Origin of the sequence: Lacrimispora sp. (genome assembly GCF_031982545.1) — a bacterium.
Lineage (GTDB): Bacteria > Bacillota > Clostridia > Lachnospirales > Lachnospiraceae > Lacrimispora.
The window spans coordinates 209396-224697 of record NZ_DALYXB010000006.1 but is presented as its reverse complement, the minus strand read 5'-3'; the positions used below and the strand labels follow the sequence as shown (position 1 = coordinate 224697).

Sequence of the window (15302 nt, the reverse complement as noted above, 5' to 3'; positions counted from 1 at the left end):
ATTTATTTTGACAGATACTCCTTCTGCATCTTGGTCAAATCATTTGCCCAGGCATTGCAAACGTCTGCAGCCTGTTTTTCACCATGTAAAACCGCCTGGAAATCAGCAGTAATATTAGTTTTGGCATATTCATTGTAGCCATCCAGCCAAAACGGAAATTCGGCAAATTTAACGCCCTGTTCTGCAAACGTTGCATAAACCTGATAGTAAGGATTTTCTTTGTACCAGTCCTGTTCATAAATACCTTTGTTGACCGGAACTCTTCCCTCTGTTATATCTGCATAGCCTGCACCAACTGCTGAAGCAAGATATTCCACAAACAAAGCGGCTTCTTCCGGATGCTTTGTTGCTTTAAATGCCGCAGCTCCCATAAAAGAAGGTGCTTTACAAACTGCAATTCCGTCCTTGCCTGCCAGCGGTTTCACAACCATTACATTTTCTGCCCCTAAGTTCTTTTCATTTTCTGCTACAGAAGAGGAATTGTGCATCATATACTGAGCTGTACCAGAACCAAATTCTGCCACCATTTCTTTAAATCCATTGGAAATTGCATCAACAGAAACAAGACCATCTTTGTAAAGGTTTGCATAAACATCAAGGCCTTCTGCAATCTTTGCATCACTTAAATTACAAGTTCCGTCTTCCTGAAATAAAGAGGTAACGCCTGCATAGGACATCAGGAACATAAATAAATTTTCCGCTGATCCCGCACCTCCGCGAAGAGTGAAATAATATTCCCCTTTGCTCTTATCCGCATATTTCTTACTATATTCCACCAGCTGATCTATGGTTTGCGCCGGCTCAATTCCGTGCTCATCATGCCATTTTTTGTTATACCAGGAAGTTTCCTGAGTCATGCCGTAACCCAGCATATATAACTTGCCATCTCCGGAAAGGAAACGGGCAGAATCAAGAATCTCCGGAAGCATCTGGTCTTTCTCTTCCCACTGGCCAAATGACTCTTCTAAATCCAACAGGGCATCCTGTGCCACCAGTGTGTTAAGGTCCTTATTGGAAATGGTACAAACGTCCGGTGTTTCTCCCGTTACAATGGCGGTGTTGTATTTCGTCATATAAGAATCTGCTGCAAGGCCCGTATACTCCACGGTAATCCAGGGATATTTTTCTTCAAAATCTTTAATAATTACATCAAACATCGGGTTTGAGGTTGTATTTCCATCCCGGTGCCAGAATGTCAGAGTAACAGGTGCCTGATTCCCGCCTGAACTTTTATTTGTTTCTGCTGCGGTGCTTTCCCCTTCTTTCTTTCCTGCTTCCCCGCTGCTCTCAGACTGTTCCTTAGCAGGTGCTGTCTCCTCCTTTTTACCTGCACATCCGGTAAGTCCCACAATCATACTTAGTGCTAAAATAGCTGCTACTGCCTTTCTCATAAGTTCCTCCTTAAAAATTTATATTAACCTTTAACGGCACCGGCTGATAAACCGGAAACCAGGTATTTCTGAATATAAGCAAACAGTAGAATTACAGGGATCAGAGCCATGACACAGCCCGCTGCCAGACTACCATAAGCCACTGAAAACTCACCCTTCATAAGCTTTAATCCAATGGGAAGTGTAAAATACCGTTCGCTGCTTAAAAAACAAAATGCATATACGTACTCATTCCAGGAGCTTACAAAGGCAAATGCGCCTGCTGCCACCAGTCCGGGAGCGATGGTTGGTACTACAATCTTCGTAATTGCCCCCAAAACAGAACATCCGTCGATCTGAGCTGCCTCTTCCAGAGCAGGGGATACACCGGCAACGAATCCGCTGATCATAATCATGCAAAACGGGATCCGGACTGTGGTATAGGTTAAAATAAGGGAATATGGTGAATTCACAATCCCCATATTTTTAAAGATTTCAAACAGTGGAATCATTAAGACCACACCGGGAAACATCTGTGAAACAAGTAATATCAGATAAGTAAGTTTCTTTCCTTTATATGGATATCTGGCAATGGCATAGCCTCCAAAGAGGGAAACCACCGTACACACCACGGTACTGATTACTGTTACCATTACACTGTTCCAGAAGTAAACATCAAATCCCATGTTATTCCAGATATATTTATAATTATCAAATGTAATTGGACTGGGCCAATACTTTAAAGGCAGCTTCATTATTTGATTCTCAGGCTTTAACGAAGTTACAATTGTCCAGTACAGCGGGAAAATGGTAATAATAAACAGGACAACCAACGGTATATTAACATTAAAAATCCGGATTAATCTTTTCTTTGTTTTATTGCTCATAATGATTATAAGTCTCCCTCCTTGCCAAATCCTCCCGCCGCTACGTAGATACCGGCAAATACTGCCAGAATCAGCGCCATCACTGCTGCCATAGTACTGGAATATCCGATATCCAGACCTTCATTAAACTTTGTCATAAGATAATGGGGCAGTGTCATGGTGGAATTGTTGGGTCCGCCATCTGTCATACCAGCAATGATATCAACAATATTAAAAGTCCAGATCGTACGGAGAAGCGTAGTCAAAATCAATGTATTTTTTATCAGGGGCAGTGTAATTCTCCAGAACTGATAAATCTTATTGGCACCGTCCACGTCTGCTGCTTCGTAATAATCCCCAGGTATGGATTGAAGCGCGGCCAGAAAGGATACTGCAAAAAACGGTATTCCTCTCCAGGTTGTTGTAAAAATCAGAGTCCCTCTTGCAAGGCTGCCTGTGGAAAACCAGGAGATCCGTTCATGAATCAGACCGGATTTCATCAGCAAATCGTTAATCACACCCGTTTGTCCGGTAAACATATAGCTGAATATTAATGCTACCAGCATTCCACCAAATGCCCATGGTGAAAAAACGATCATACGGTAAAACTTCCGTCCCTTGAATTCTGTATTCATAAGAAGTGCTACCCAAAGTCCCAGAATACACTGAAAAAATACGTTAAAAAAGGTCCAGATTATAGTATTGTTTAATGACTTATAAAACAGCGGATCAGAAAACAGCTTTACGTAATTATCCAGTCCTACGAAACCATAATCTTTTGGTCTGGTTAAAATATAATGATGAAAGCTGTTATAGAATGTTTTAAAAATAGGGTAAAACATAAAAATGACAATGACTGATATTGAGGGCAGTACCATCAGATACGGTATGGTACGTATATTAATAAACCTCTTTTCTTTTTTTTGCTGCATGTTCTCCTTCCCTTCCCCATCGTGCTTGTAAGATATGTAAATTATATAAACATAAAAAAGAACGCACCATTGCCATATTGACTAATAAATGCGTTCTTCTCTCATCTTAATGGACATACATTTCATTTTATTGCGATTTTATTTCTAATTTAATTCTTGTCTTTCAAGTATGTCTTTCATTTTGAAATCTTTTAGTCTGTTATTCCATATTTTTTCATTTTTCGCCATAACGTAGTCGGGCTGATTCCCAGCTCCTTTGCGGTTGCATTGCGGTTTCCGGAGTTTTTTAACAAGATATTTCTCAAAAGAATTTCATAGGCATCCATGGATTCTTCTTTGACTGCCAGGTTTCCCTCTTCAAAAACTTCATCCGGGTACATTTCCTGCAAGAGGTCTTCCACGATATGTTTTTTAATGGTACGCTTCTCAATCGTAAGCACCATCCGTTCAATAAATCGTTCAATCTGCAGCGCACTTCCGCACCAGTTATACGTTTTTAGATATTCCATTGCTTCATCGGTTAAAACCTGGTATCTGGAATACCTCTGGTTATACCGTTTTAAATACAGGTTTACAAAGTTCACCACATCCTCCCTTCTCTCGGAAAGGGGCGGCAGCCTTAAAACCAGTCCGGAAAAAATATAGTAGAAGGTAAATGTAACCGTATCGTTTTTTCTCATTTGTAAAAGGGATTCTGTAGAAGTAACAATTAACCTTACATCCAACAGCTTTATTTCTCCGTTCCCCAGCTGTACTCCTGTATTTTCCCTGATAAAACGGCACAGGGCTGACTGTGTGCTGGCTGCGGCAAATCCGATTCCTGTGATAACCAGGGTTCCTCCGTTGGCCTTTTCAAGCGCACCAATAACTCTCTGGCTGTTCCGTCTTTCGTCCCCGCTTCCAAATAACAGCTCCATCTGCCTTTCCTGAGAAAGCCCTACCATACTGACCATCACATAAGGACCATTCTTACGGAGACTGTAATTATGAATCCCCTGACAAAGACTTTCCCTGTCGTCTCCAGTCTGCCCTTCTATCATCAGAGGCGTATTGGACTGGGAATAGAGCTTTGCCTGCTCAATGAGCCGGGACATCTTCTCAGAGGTATAGCAGATGTCTCCGAAGTTTCGGTAAGCTACAAATCCGCCTCTGCGTTCCGCCTCCTGAATCGCATAATCAATTTCATCATTCCGGCTTATTTTCTTTAATGATAAATAGGCACCGGTAATCTGATCATCCACCATAATCGGGGATAAAATCATAACCATGGCTCTGCCATTTACGTTGAGAAACGAAGAAAAGCTTTCTCTTGGACTGTTGAGTACCTGATGAATCAGATCCGTATTAATGTCCTTAATAATATCTTTTACATTTTTACCAAGTACCTCTTCCTGGCCTTTATTTATTATTCCTTCCGTAATCCGGTTCATCATTACAATCGTCCCGGTACTGTCAATTTGAATCAGCCCATTAAACATGCTGTCCAAAAGAGAATTCACCTTAGATTCATTGCGGCGTTTTATCTCATTGTTAGAGAAAAGGGTCTCTGCCTGACTAATGGCAATCCTGACGGATTCCTCTGTGGATTCCACCGGCAGGACAGGAATATTCAAATATCCAAACTGCCTTAAGATATCCTGAGCACCGATCAGCATATCCGCCCCCCATGTCTCCACTTCTTTAAACATACTTTCTTTTTCCTCTATAGAGGTGTAATAAAAAGTTTTAATTTTTGCATGAAATAAAGTTTCAAAATGGACTGTATCGCAAAACATGCTCTTCAATCCGATAATTCCAATGACAGGGCATGTATCCTGTATCATTTCCTTGGCTTTTAAAATAGTAAGCCCAATCTCCTGTGCAGTCCAGACGATATCCACAACCGGAATATCCACTGTATAGCGGATTCTCTCAGCCTGAGTCCCCCTGGCGACAATCACACTGGCCCCCATTTTTACTGCTTCTTTCGCATCTGCCTCAACATTCTCGTTTAATGTCCTTTTACAGATAATCACGTTAGAATGATCTTTACAAATCTCACCTGCTATCTGTAAAAGTTCAATATTGGGCAATAACATCGCTATCCCCGGCATTTTGTCTCCTCTCCTGTGTTGTTCCCCCCAGAATTTCATAAGTATCATAACATGCCTTACAGCCGCAAACAAATAAAATAGCAGACTTTCCCGTTATTAAAATTTTATACTCATGTCCCTTGTCATACCTCCTCCCATTATGTTAAAATAAAACCGTTGCGCTTATATAAGTTCAAAATTGGTTGAACGTTTCTACCAACTACCTCAATAGTTGACTATAAGGGTTAGAAGGAAAAAGGAGTGATGTTCATGAAGAAAGCTTCAAAAAATTACGATGTGATCATCATTGGTGCAGGCCCTTCCGGTATTTTCTGCGCTTATGAACTGATCGATAAAAAGCCGGATTTAAAGATCCTGATGATTGAAAAGGGCCGTCCGATTGAAAAACGTACCTGCCCCAAACGTACAACCAAAGTATGCGTAGGCTGCAAACCTTGCTCCATCACCACTGGCTTTGCAGGTGCAGGAGCATTTTCAGACGGTAAATTATCCTTATCTCCTGATGTAGGAGGTAATCTTCCCGAAATACTGGGATATGATAAAACCGTGGAACTGTTAAAAGAATCTGATAATATTTATTTAAAATTTGGCGCAGATACCAATGTATATGGTGTTGATAAGCAAAAGGAGATCCAGGAGATCCGCCGCAAAGCCATAAACGCCAATTTAAAACTAATAGAATGCCCCATCCGCCATCTCGGTACGGAGGAAGGCTATAAAATCTACACTCGTCTTCAGGAGCATCTACTGGAGCAGGGTGTGGAGATGGAATTTAATACCATGGTGAAAGACATCATTATCGAGGATAATCAGGCAAAGGGAATTATCACAGATAAGGATGAGATCTATGAGGCTCCTGAGATCGTTTCTGCCATCGGCCGCGAGGGATCTGACTGGTTCAGCCATATCTGCGGGAATCATGGAATTGAGACAAAGGTGGGAACCGTTGATATCGGAGTTCGTGTTGAAGTCAGAGATGAAGTTATGGAATTTTTAAATAAGAATCTCTATGAGGCGAAGCTTGTTTATTACACTCCAACCTTTGATGATAAGGTACGTACCTTCTGTACCAATCCTTCCGGAGAGGTAGCTACGGAATATTACGAGAACGGGCTGGCAGTTGTCAATGGACACGCTTACAAGTCCCAGGAATACAAAACCAATAACACCAATTTTGCAATCCTGGTATCCAAAAACTTTACCAAACCATTTAAAACACCCATTGAATACGGGAAACATATTTCACAGTTAAGCAACATGCTGTGCGACGGCAGGATTCTGGTACAGACCTTTGGAGATTTCCAGAGAGGAAGACGTACCACAGAAGAGCGCTTATGCCGTAACAATATTATTCCAACCTTAAAGGATGCGGTTCCAGGCGATTTATCCCTGGTATTCCCTCACAGAATTATGGTTGATATTAAGGAAATGCTGCTTGCTCTTGATAAGGTAACACCTGGTATTGCAAGTGATGAGACGCTACTTTATGGTGTGGAGGTTAAATTCTATTCCAATAAGGTAGTTGTTAACAGTGATTTCGAAACCAGCGTTCTGGGACTGCGTGCCATCGGAGATGGTGCTTCTGTAACACGGGGACTTCAGCAGGCCTCTGCCAATGGTATCAGCGTTGCCAGAAGTATTTTAAGCAAATTAAATTAAACAGCAAAAAAAACATGGGATCGTTATCCAATCCCATGTTTTTTAATGATTAATTTAGACAAGCCCAAGCTTTTTCATCGCGTAAGCCACTCCGTCATCTTCCACATTCTTTGTATAGAAGGTGGCATACGGCTCCAGCTCCACGCTATGGTGTCCCATTAAGATACAGTTCTTTGCATATTCAAACATGGATAAATCATTGGTGCTGTCACCGAATACGTATGTATCGGAAAGATCCACTCCGTAATGCCTGATAACTTCCTCAATGGCAGTCGCCTTGGAGTGTCCTGCCGGAACACATTCGTAAAATCCGCCGCCCCGGTTAATAATATCAAAATCCAGTCCCAGTTCTCTGGCAAAGCCCTTCATATCACTTTGTTCATCTTCCATAACGCAGAATTTATCAAAGTCATAACAGTCTTCATCCCAGCTGAGCGGAGAACAGTTGCCCTCCGAAGCTACATGCTCCTTCATGATTCTGACCTTATCGATCCGTGATTCCTCTTTATTAAAATAGCAGCTTTCCGTTCCCTCTAAGATCCCGTCAAGACCGTATTTCACTATCATTTTCTTAATTTTAATGCCCGTTTCATGAGGAATTGAGGCGGAGTAAATTACGTCTTCCCCCGCCACAATCCGTGTCCCGCAGCCGCAGCAATAGCCGTCTACCTCCAGGAGAGACCGAATGGGCTCGGTGAGGCAGTAGGTGCGCCCGGAATTAATAAATACCAGATGCCCTGCCTCTCTCGCCCGCTCTATGGCCTGCTTTGCGCTTTCCGGCACATTCCGGTTGATTTCCGAAAACAGCGTGCCGTCAATATCAAAAAACAGGGCTTTTCTCTTTCCTGTCATCGGTCACCTCGAAAACAGATGGTACCGGTGGCTTCATCCATACTTTCTATAATCGCAAGAGATTCTACCCGGATTCCTTCTGAACGAAGGTGATCTCCCCCAGGCTGAAATCCCTTTTCAATAACAATTCCTGCGCCTACCAGTTCAGCACCGGAATCTCTTACAATTTCTGCAAGTCCCTCCAGTGCTTTGCCGTTGGCTAAGAAATCATCAATGAGCAGAACCTTGTCGCCTGCGCCTATGAACTCCCTGGATACCATCACATCATAGGTTCTTCCATGGGTGAAGGATTCTACCTGAGTGGTATAAACATCTCCGGCGATATTCTTCGTCTTGGATTTCTTGGCAAATACGACTGGAACATCAAAATACTGAGCTACAATACAGGCGATACCGATACCGGAGGCCTCAATGGTCAGGATCTTGTTAACTTCTTCATCTGCAAATCGTCTCTTAAACTCTTTTCCGATCTCCACGAACAGCTTAATATCCATCTGGTGATTTAAAAAGCTGTCTACTTTCAGTACGTCACCGGACTTAATCTTTCCGTCCTTCCGTATTCTATCCTTTAAAAGCTGCATAAAGGTTCCCCCTATGGTATGTGATTTATTGCGTAATCTTAGCGTTTTCTTTTAAGAAATCCAGTACTTTATTGCTGATGATATAATCATCTACTTCATACTGTCCTGCTGCCTGAATCATACTGTCTACACTTTCGTAGCCCATCTTCTGTGCTACATCCGTGCGGTCATCATCACTCACTGTGATTCCCTCTTTTTCAGCAATGGCATTTAATACCAGTCTCTGCTTTACAATTCCCTCAGCCTGGGTTTCCACTGTGTTTCTGAAGTCTTCTTCCTTCATACCGGTAAATGCAGTGATAAAGGATGCGAAATCCATGCCATAAGCGGCTGCCTGATTGGTATATCTGGCTACCACGTTCTCAACATTGGCATCAATGGCTTCCTGATTGGCCTCAACTGTAGAGTTTGCTAAAACTGCATCGTAAATTTCGCTTTTTACAGTCTGGTCAGCCTGATCATTCTTATTCTGGAGAAGAGTGGTTTTCTTATCTTCCTTATATTCGTCAACAGTTTTAAACTTCGTGTTCTCCTGAACAAATGCATCATTTAATTCAGGGGTCTGCTTTTCTTTAATTGTATTGACGGTTACTTCGAATACAACAGGTTTTCCTGCCAGATCCGCATTGTTATATTCCTGAGGGAAGGTGAGGTCTAAAGAGAGCTTGTCTCCCTTTTTAGCGCCGATGATACCTTCTTCAAATCCAGGAATAAACTGATTGGCTCCGATGGTTAAATCATAGCCCTGCGCAGTGCCGCCGTCAAATGCAGTACCATCTTTCTTTCCAACAAAATCGATGTTTACAACATCACCGGACTGTACAGCACGATCTACATCAACGTCTTTCTCATGAGCTGCCAGATCGCTCTGGATTGCCTGCTGTACTTCTTCATCCGTCACTTCTACAGTGTCTCTTTTAACTTCTATGCCTTTGTAATTTCCCAGTGTAATGGTTCCGTTATCCACTTTTGATAAATCTACAGAGGGAACAGTTTCCTGTGCTGAGGATTCGGTAGCTTCTGTTGTTTCGGGTGCTGCTGTTGTCGTCTCAGCTGCCGGTTTTTTAGAGCAGCCGGTCATAATTGCGGCGGCAACAAGACCGCACATACATACATTTAAAAATTTTCTCATAATACAATCCTTTTTCCTTCTAAAATTATATATCATATTCGTACCGCTTCCTGTCAGTTATACCATATCAGGCACAGTAAAAAAAGCACTTTCCGGAAATTAACAAAAATTTCAATATTCCGTTATTATTTGTAAAATGCCCTGAATGCCTTATATGTATTATAAACATCCAATTTGGAAGAAAGCTCAAATGGGGAATGCATGGAAAGAATTGGCACTCCTAAATCCACCACATCCACATCCATGGCAGCTACATACTTGGCTATGGTTCCGCCGCCGCCCTGGTCAACTGCTCCCAGTTCACCGATCTGCCAGTAAACGCCATCCTTCTCCATCATGGCAATCACCTTAGCCATAAGCTCTGCGCTGGCATCATTGGATCCTGCTTTTCCCCTGACACCGGTGTACTTTGTCAGAACACAGCCTTTATTTAAATAGCAGGCATTGCGCTCTTCGTAAACAGAAGCAAAGGTAGGATCATAAGCCGCATTCACGTCAGAAGATAAACACATGGAATTGCGAAGAACCGTTCTGACATTTGCATGAGCCACTTCAGCCAGATCCTCAATAAAATGTAGAACAAAATGGGAATTTAATCCGGTATTCCCGTCAGAACCCACCTCTTCTTTGTCAGCCAGTACGGTAAGTGTGGTGTATTCCGGCTTCACTGCATCGATCTCCGCCATAAGAGCTGTATAAGCGCATACTCTGTCATCCTGTCCATATGCACCGATGATGCTACGATCCAGACCTACATCGCTGGCTTTCTGAGCTGGTACCATCTCAATCTCAGCCCGTAAGAAATCTGCTTCCGTAATACCAAAACGGTCGTTTAAAAGTTTGAGAGCCATCAGTTTTACCGGCTCTTTTATTTCAGCATCGTCATTAAAGGGCAGGGATCCGATTACTACATTCAATTCTTCTCCCTTTAGTCCGTCTCTTAACTTTCTCTCATTCTGGTCTGCTGCCAGATGGGGAAGTAAATCTGTAATGCAAAATACTGGGTCGCCTTCTTTTTCACCGATGTTGACTTCAATGATTTCTCCGCTTTTCTTAATAATTACACCATGCATGGATAAGGGAGTGGTGGCCCACTGATATTTGCGGATTCCGCCGTAATAGTGAGTTTTAAAATAGGCGAGATCGTTTTTCTCGTAAACAGGATTAGGTTTTAAATCAAGTCTGGGGGAATCAATATGGGCACCGTTAATGCGGATTCCTTTCTCAAGCCCCTGTGTTCCAAAGGTGGTAGCAAGAATTGCCTTTCCCCGGTTCACCTGGTATACCTTGTCTCCCGGGCGGTAGCTCTTTGATGAATCGAAGGGTACATAGCCCTGCATCTCCAGCATGGCAACGGCTTCTCTTACACACTCACGCTCTGTCTTACCGTTATCAAGGAATCTTTTATATCCCTGGCAAAACAGCTCTGCCTCTTCTGTCTGTTCCGGTGCTTCTTTTCCAATATGGGGAAATTTAAATGTTAATTCATCCTGAAGCTTTTGTCCAATTGTTTTATCCATGGTAAATAAACCTCCGTTGTTATTAGGGCTTAGCCCTGTTATTAAGCCATTGACGGACAAATCGTCTCACTGTCCAATACCAGCGTAAACGGTCCGTCGTTTAATAATGATACCTTCATGTCTGCACCGAAGCTGCCGGTTTGCACTCTTCTTACCAATTTGGTAAAACGGGAAGCTGTGTATTCATAAAGATGGTTCGCCAGCTGGGGAGAGCCTGCTTTATCAAAGCTGGGCCGGTTTCCTTTTTTGCAGTCTGCGTAAAGTGTAAACTGACTCACTAGCAGAATCTCTCCATCCACCTGGGATAAGGATAGATTCGTCTTCCCGTTTTCATCGGCGAAAACTCTGAGTTTGCATATTTTGTCCACCATCTTATCCGCAATCTCTTCTGTATCGATATCCGAAACTCCCAACAGAAGAAGAAAGCCTTCCCCTATTGAGCCGGTCTCCTGTCCATCTACAGTGACTGCAGCATGGGCGACCCGCTGTAATACAATCCTCATATGTGCTCTCCTGTCTATTTTAATACCAGCTGCAGATATTCCAGAAGACTTTCAGTGGCAGCTTCCCGGTAAATGATCTCCCGGGCAAGAATAGGGTAATCTGTAATAATGTTATCCACTCCCAGCATCTTCATGCGTTCCATCTCGCTTTTCCCGTTTACGGTCCAAGCATGAACTGCCTTACCTTTTTCATGGGCGGCCTCCACCAGCCGTTCATTGATGAAGCTGGATCGAAGGCTGATAAAATCGATGGAATCACTGGAATAAAAATCCCCATACGCCGCAGAAATAATATATCCAGTCCGGATCTGGGGATCCGCCTTTTTGATTCTGACCAGATAGGAGAACCGGGTAGATGTGACCACGCACTGCTCTTCCATCTGATATTCTTCAATCAGCTGCATCACTTTATCGGGCAGGTTGCTGTCCTCCCCCATGTTTTTAATCTCAATATTTAAATTGATCTTCCCTTTGCAGTATTCCATGACTTCCTTTAAAGTTGGAATACGTTCTTCTTTATATTCATCGGAAAACCAGGAACCTACATCCAGTTTCATCAGATCTTCATAATCATAAGAGCCTATGACGCGGTTCACACCGGCTACCCGGTTCAGCGTATAATCATGCCCCAGCACCACGATCCCGTCCCTTGTCTCCTGGACATCTATCTCTGCATAATCGGCCAGATCATTCACTGCCTTATGGAGGGCTGCCATGGTATTCTCCGGCGCTTCGTTGGAACTGCCACGGTGAGCCGTAATCTGGATCTCACTGAGCATATCTCCGGTAATAACCGAACCGTTTCTCAATACATAAAAGAGAGACATCAGGCAAAGCGCCGATGCTGCTGCCATGATAATACCTGCAGTCTTCCGGTTTCCAAAGGGCTTGCCCTCATAACCGATAGCTGCTGCCTTTCTCGTAATTCTGCTGTTAAAGCGGAAATACTGAACACTGACAGCCCCGTATTTGCCCACAGCCAGAAGCATACTGGAAAAGAATATAAGCACCAGCTCGATCCAGTCACAGGCTGCCGGCAGTACAGCAAGCGCCAGACGGTTATCTGTAAATAAGGTGACTGCAATGGCGGTAATCAGCACACAGAATCCGTAAAGCATCCAGAGTGCAAGAATGGCAAGCCCGTAGTAACAGAACATCAGAGGCAGAACCTCAGATATTCTTCGTCTCAAAAGCCACCAGCTTTTTAAATAACCGTCCCGAAACCGCTTTTGTTCCACCATACAGGCATGAAACGTATAAAGTCCCGGAAGCACAATCAGTAAAAGCATCAGGATCACTGCTGCCAGAACCATACGCCCCAATGGCTGTCTTAAAATTTCAGTAGTAACAAAATTAATGGGTTTTACATGGGTAAACACCCGGTAAATCAGATACACATTGGTAATAAAGTAATCTGCCAGAACCAGAAGCCCCAGCTGCCAGTTTTTCCGGCGCATCTCATCCAGAAGTTTTGATAAGCCCCCTGCCAGAATCTGCCATAAATTCAGCTTTCTGAAATAAAAAGCCCCCTGATACAATGTAATCAGACAGCCCGCTTCCAAAAGCAGCACTATGATTCCGATAATCAGAAGAGCTGCAATGGTCACTGCTGTCCATGGCTTTATCAGAAATAAACCGATGTTTGACACAGTTAAATAGCTGTAATCTGCCATTTTAAGTGCAAACTTCAGACCTGCATTAAGAGCAAGCAGATACAGAGGAGTTGTGATCAGACGAAACAGCAGCGTGAAGATAAAACCATTCCTCTGATTATATTTGAGAATTTTAAATGTATCTTTTGTTAATGTGCCCATAGAACAACCTTCTTTTTATGAAGTTAAAAAACAGCCTTAAGCGAGTGGAATCGTCAAGGCTGCACCCTTTTTTCATCATTCTTCCTCTGCCTTGCTGTCCCCGCCGTCCGGTATGGGCTTTTGTGCTTCACTCAATTCCAGAATGGCCTGATTCAAAGAAAACATCTTCTTATCAAGCATATTCACCACATCTGCACATGCTTTTAATTCCTGCTGCAGATATGCCGGCGCATTGCCTTCAAACTTGTAGTAAATCTTATGCTCCAGACTTGCCCAGAAATCCATGGCAACCGTTCTGATCTGAACCTCCACCTTGGTGTCAACCGGACCGTCCGTGAGATAGATGGGAATGGTGACTACCATGTGGTAGCTCTTATATCCATTGGGTTTTGGATTCTCAATATAATCCTTTACATAAAGGACTGTTACATCACTTTGCTTTGTTATCATCTCCGCAATCTGATAAATATCTGAAGTAAACGAGCAGATAATCCGTATTCCTGCAATATCGTTTAACTTTTCCACCATATTATCGATGGTCACATCGTATCCGTACCGTTTTAATTTTTTAACAATACTGTCCGGTGTCTTAAGCCTTGACTTGATGTGCTCAATGGGGTTGTAATTATAGATATGCACAAACTCATTATTGAGTATCTCTATTTTTGTATTAATTTCTCTTAATGCTGAGTCATACAAAAATATGACGGATTTCCACTGGTCAACCTGATCAAATGATTTGGGAATATTCATTCCACATTCCCCCTCTCCCTGGTAACCTGTCTGGGTCAGTGAGACAGGGGCAGCCCAATAGACAGCCCCTGCTACTTCTTTTACAGTATACCATAGAAACCCGATATTTTATATTGTTTTTCCCCAGTTTCTAAAATTTTAATCCTTTTAAAAGACCGGAAAGTCCGGTAAAGGCACTTCCTTCTTCTTTGTAATCAAAAATCTCTTGTGCCTCTTCCTCATCAGCTTCCACCGCTTTCATGCTTAGGCTGATCTTATTATCTGCAGTTGAGATAATTTTAACCTTCACAGTCTGTCCTTCTTTTAAAACTGCTCCCGGATGTTTGATTCTCTGATTGCTGATCTGGGAAATGTGAAGAAGACCGGAAAGACCGTTTTCCAGATTGATAAATGCGCCGTAATCCTTTATGGTATCAACCGTTCCTTCCATCACCACTCCGGCCTGGCATTTGGCTATTTTCTTGCTGGTTTCTTCTTTTTGTTTTAACAATGCAGGTTCTTTTCCAGACAGAACCAGCTTGCGGTTTTCCTCATCAGCAGTAATGACGGTAACATCGATGGTCTTCCCGCTGAATTCTTCCAGATTTTCCACATACTCCGCAGCAAGCTTGGACGCCGGGATAAATCCGCGGATTCCTTCCAGTTGAACCACCACTCCGCCTTTTACAACCTCTGCAACCTTAACCTTTATGATGGTGCGTTCTTCCATCATGGTCTTTAACTTCTCCCATGCTGCCTGATCGTTCTGAAGCTTTCTGGAAAGGAGAATATTTCCTTCCCCATCATCGGTTTTAATCACAGTTGCGGTGAATTCATCTCCCATATGAATTTCAAGAAGTGGGTTGAATTCAGGATCACTGCTTAAATCTTCTTTGTTTATAATTCCTTCTGCATAATATTTTAAATCCAGAAAGACCTGGTCTTCAGTGACACGGATTACTGTTCCTGTAATTGTATCGCCTTCTCTGACGCGTTTAAAGGAAGCCTCCAGCTCTGCAGCGTAATCATCCATGGTCTCCACATGCTCGTCTAAAACGGCATCTGTCTTCATCTCTTCTTCCATAACAATTCCTCCATTCATAAAATACCTTATTTCAGGCATAATCTAAGTATATATTTAACACATCCCGCCCGATATTTCTATAGTTTTATCAGGAAAAATATGTTATATTTTAAGAAATATACATACCTGCCGGAATCAGATGATCCGGCTTTGTAATAGAAAGG

Annotated in this window: 13 protein-coding genes and 1 riboswitch; of the genes, 1 reads left to right on the top strand and 12 read right to left on the bottom strand. The window is 42.7% G+C overall.

Annotated features, from left to right (window positions below; genetic code table 11):
* Nucleotides 1-2: 2 nt before the first annotated feature.
* The 4 genes from ABS301_RS12055 to ABS301_RS12040 all read right to left on the bottom strand — a co-directional run bounded on the left by ABS301_RS12055 (nt 3) and on the right by ABS301_RS12040 (nt 5261).
* A complete protein-coding gene (locus tag ABS301_RS12055; RefSeq protein ID WP_349672455.1) occupies nt 3-1391 on the bottom strand; it encodes an ABC transporter substrate-binding protein in 1389 nt (462 codons plus the stop codon).
* A 23-nt stretch (nt 1392-1414) separates the two neighbouring features.
* Entirely contained in the window at nt 1415-2257 is an 843-nt protein-coding gene (locus ABS301_RS12050; protein ID WP_349672454.1) for a carbohydrate ABC transporter permease, read from the bottom strand.
* 5 nt (nt 2258-2262) lie between these two features.
* On the bottom strand, nt 2263-3168 hold the full coding sequence (locus ABS301_RS12045) for a carbohydrate ABC transporter permease (RefSeq protein ID WP_349672453.1): 906 nt from the start codon (nt 3166-3168) through the stop codon (nt 2263-2265).
* Nucleotides 3169-3359: 191 nt separating this feature from the next.
* Nucleotides 3360-5261, bottom strand: a complete 1902-nt coding sequence (locus ABS301_RS12040; RefSeq protein ID WP_349672452.1) for a sigma 54-interacting transcriptional regulator — start codon at nt 5259-5261, stop codon at nt 3360-3362.
* A gap of 142 nt (nt 5262-5403) precedes the next feature.
* Nucleotides 5404-5499, top strand: a riboswitch (purine riboswitch).
* An 11-nt stretch (nt 5500-5510) separates the two neighbouring features.
* On the opposite strand from ABS301_RS12040, the gene ABS301_RS12035 reads away from it, so the two are divergent.
* Nucleotides 5511-6920, top strand: coding sequence for an NAD(P)/FAD-dependent oxidoreductase (locus tag ABS301_RS12035; protein WP_349672451.1), 1410 nt, complete (start codon nt 5511-5513; stop codon nt 6918-6920).
* Nucleotides 6921-6974: 54 nt separating this feature from the next.
* Here ABS301_RS12035 and ABS301_RS12030 read toward each other — a convergent pair whose 3' ends face one another.
* From ABS301_RS12030 to ABS301_RS11995, 8 genes are all read right to left on the bottom strand, one after another.
* Nucleotides 6975-7772 (bottom strand): HAD family hydrolase, encoded by a 798-nt coding sequence (locus tag ABS301_RS12030; RefSeq protein ID WP_349672450.1) that lies wholly within the window; start codon nt 7770-7772, stop codon nt 6975-6977.
* On the bottom strand, nt 7769-8353 hold the full coding sequence (locus ABS301_RS12025) for a xanthine phosphoribosyltransferase (protein ID WP_349672449.1): 585 nt from the start codon (nt 8351-8353) through the stop codon (nt 7769-7771). Before ABS301_RS12025 ends, ABS301_RS12030 begins: the two co-directional genes overlap by 4 nt.
* A gap of 25 nt (nt 8354-8378) precedes the next feature.
* Nucleotides 8379-9485, bottom strand: coding sequence for a trigger factor (gene tig, locus ABS301_RS12020; protein ID WP_349672448.1), 1107 nt, complete (start codon nt 9483-9485; stop codon nt 8379-8381).
* Between the two features lie 125 nt (nt 9486-9610).
* On the bottom strand, nt 9611-11005 hold the full coding sequence (locus tag ABS301_RS12015) for an aminopeptidase (protein WP_349672447.1): 1395 nt from the start codon (nt 11003-11005) through the stop codon (nt 9611-9613).
* Nucleotides 11006-11046: 41 nt separating this feature from the next.
* Nucleotides 11047-11508: a D-aminoacyl-tRNA deacylase gene (dtd, locus tag ABS301_RS12010; protein ID WP_349672446.1), complete on the bottom strand. Its 462-nt coding sequence runs from the start codon at nt 11506-11508 to the stop codon at nt 11047-11049.
* A gap of 14 nt (nt 11509-11522) precedes the next feature.
* On the bottom strand, nt 11523-13322 hold the full coding sequence (locus tag ABS301_RS12005; RefSeq protein WP_349672445.1) for a glycerophosphodiester phosphodiesterase: 1800 nt from the start codon (nt 13320-13322) through the stop codon (nt 11523-11525).
* Nucleotides 13323-13397: 75 nt separating this feature from the next.
* Nucleotides 13398-14075, bottom strand: a complete 678-nt coding sequence (locus ABS301_RS12000) for a GTP pyrophosphokinase (RefSeq protein WP_104433499.1) — start codon at nt 14073-14075, stop codon at nt 13398-13400.
* Nucleotides 14076-14205: 130 nt separating this feature from the next.
* Nucleotides 14206-15138, bottom strand: a complete 933-nt coding sequence (locus ABS301_RS11995; RefSeq protein ID WP_349672444.1) for a S1 RNA-binding domain-containing protein — start codon at nt 15136-15138, stop codon at nt 14206-14208.
* Between the last annotated feature and the right edge of the window lie 164 nt (nt 15139-15302).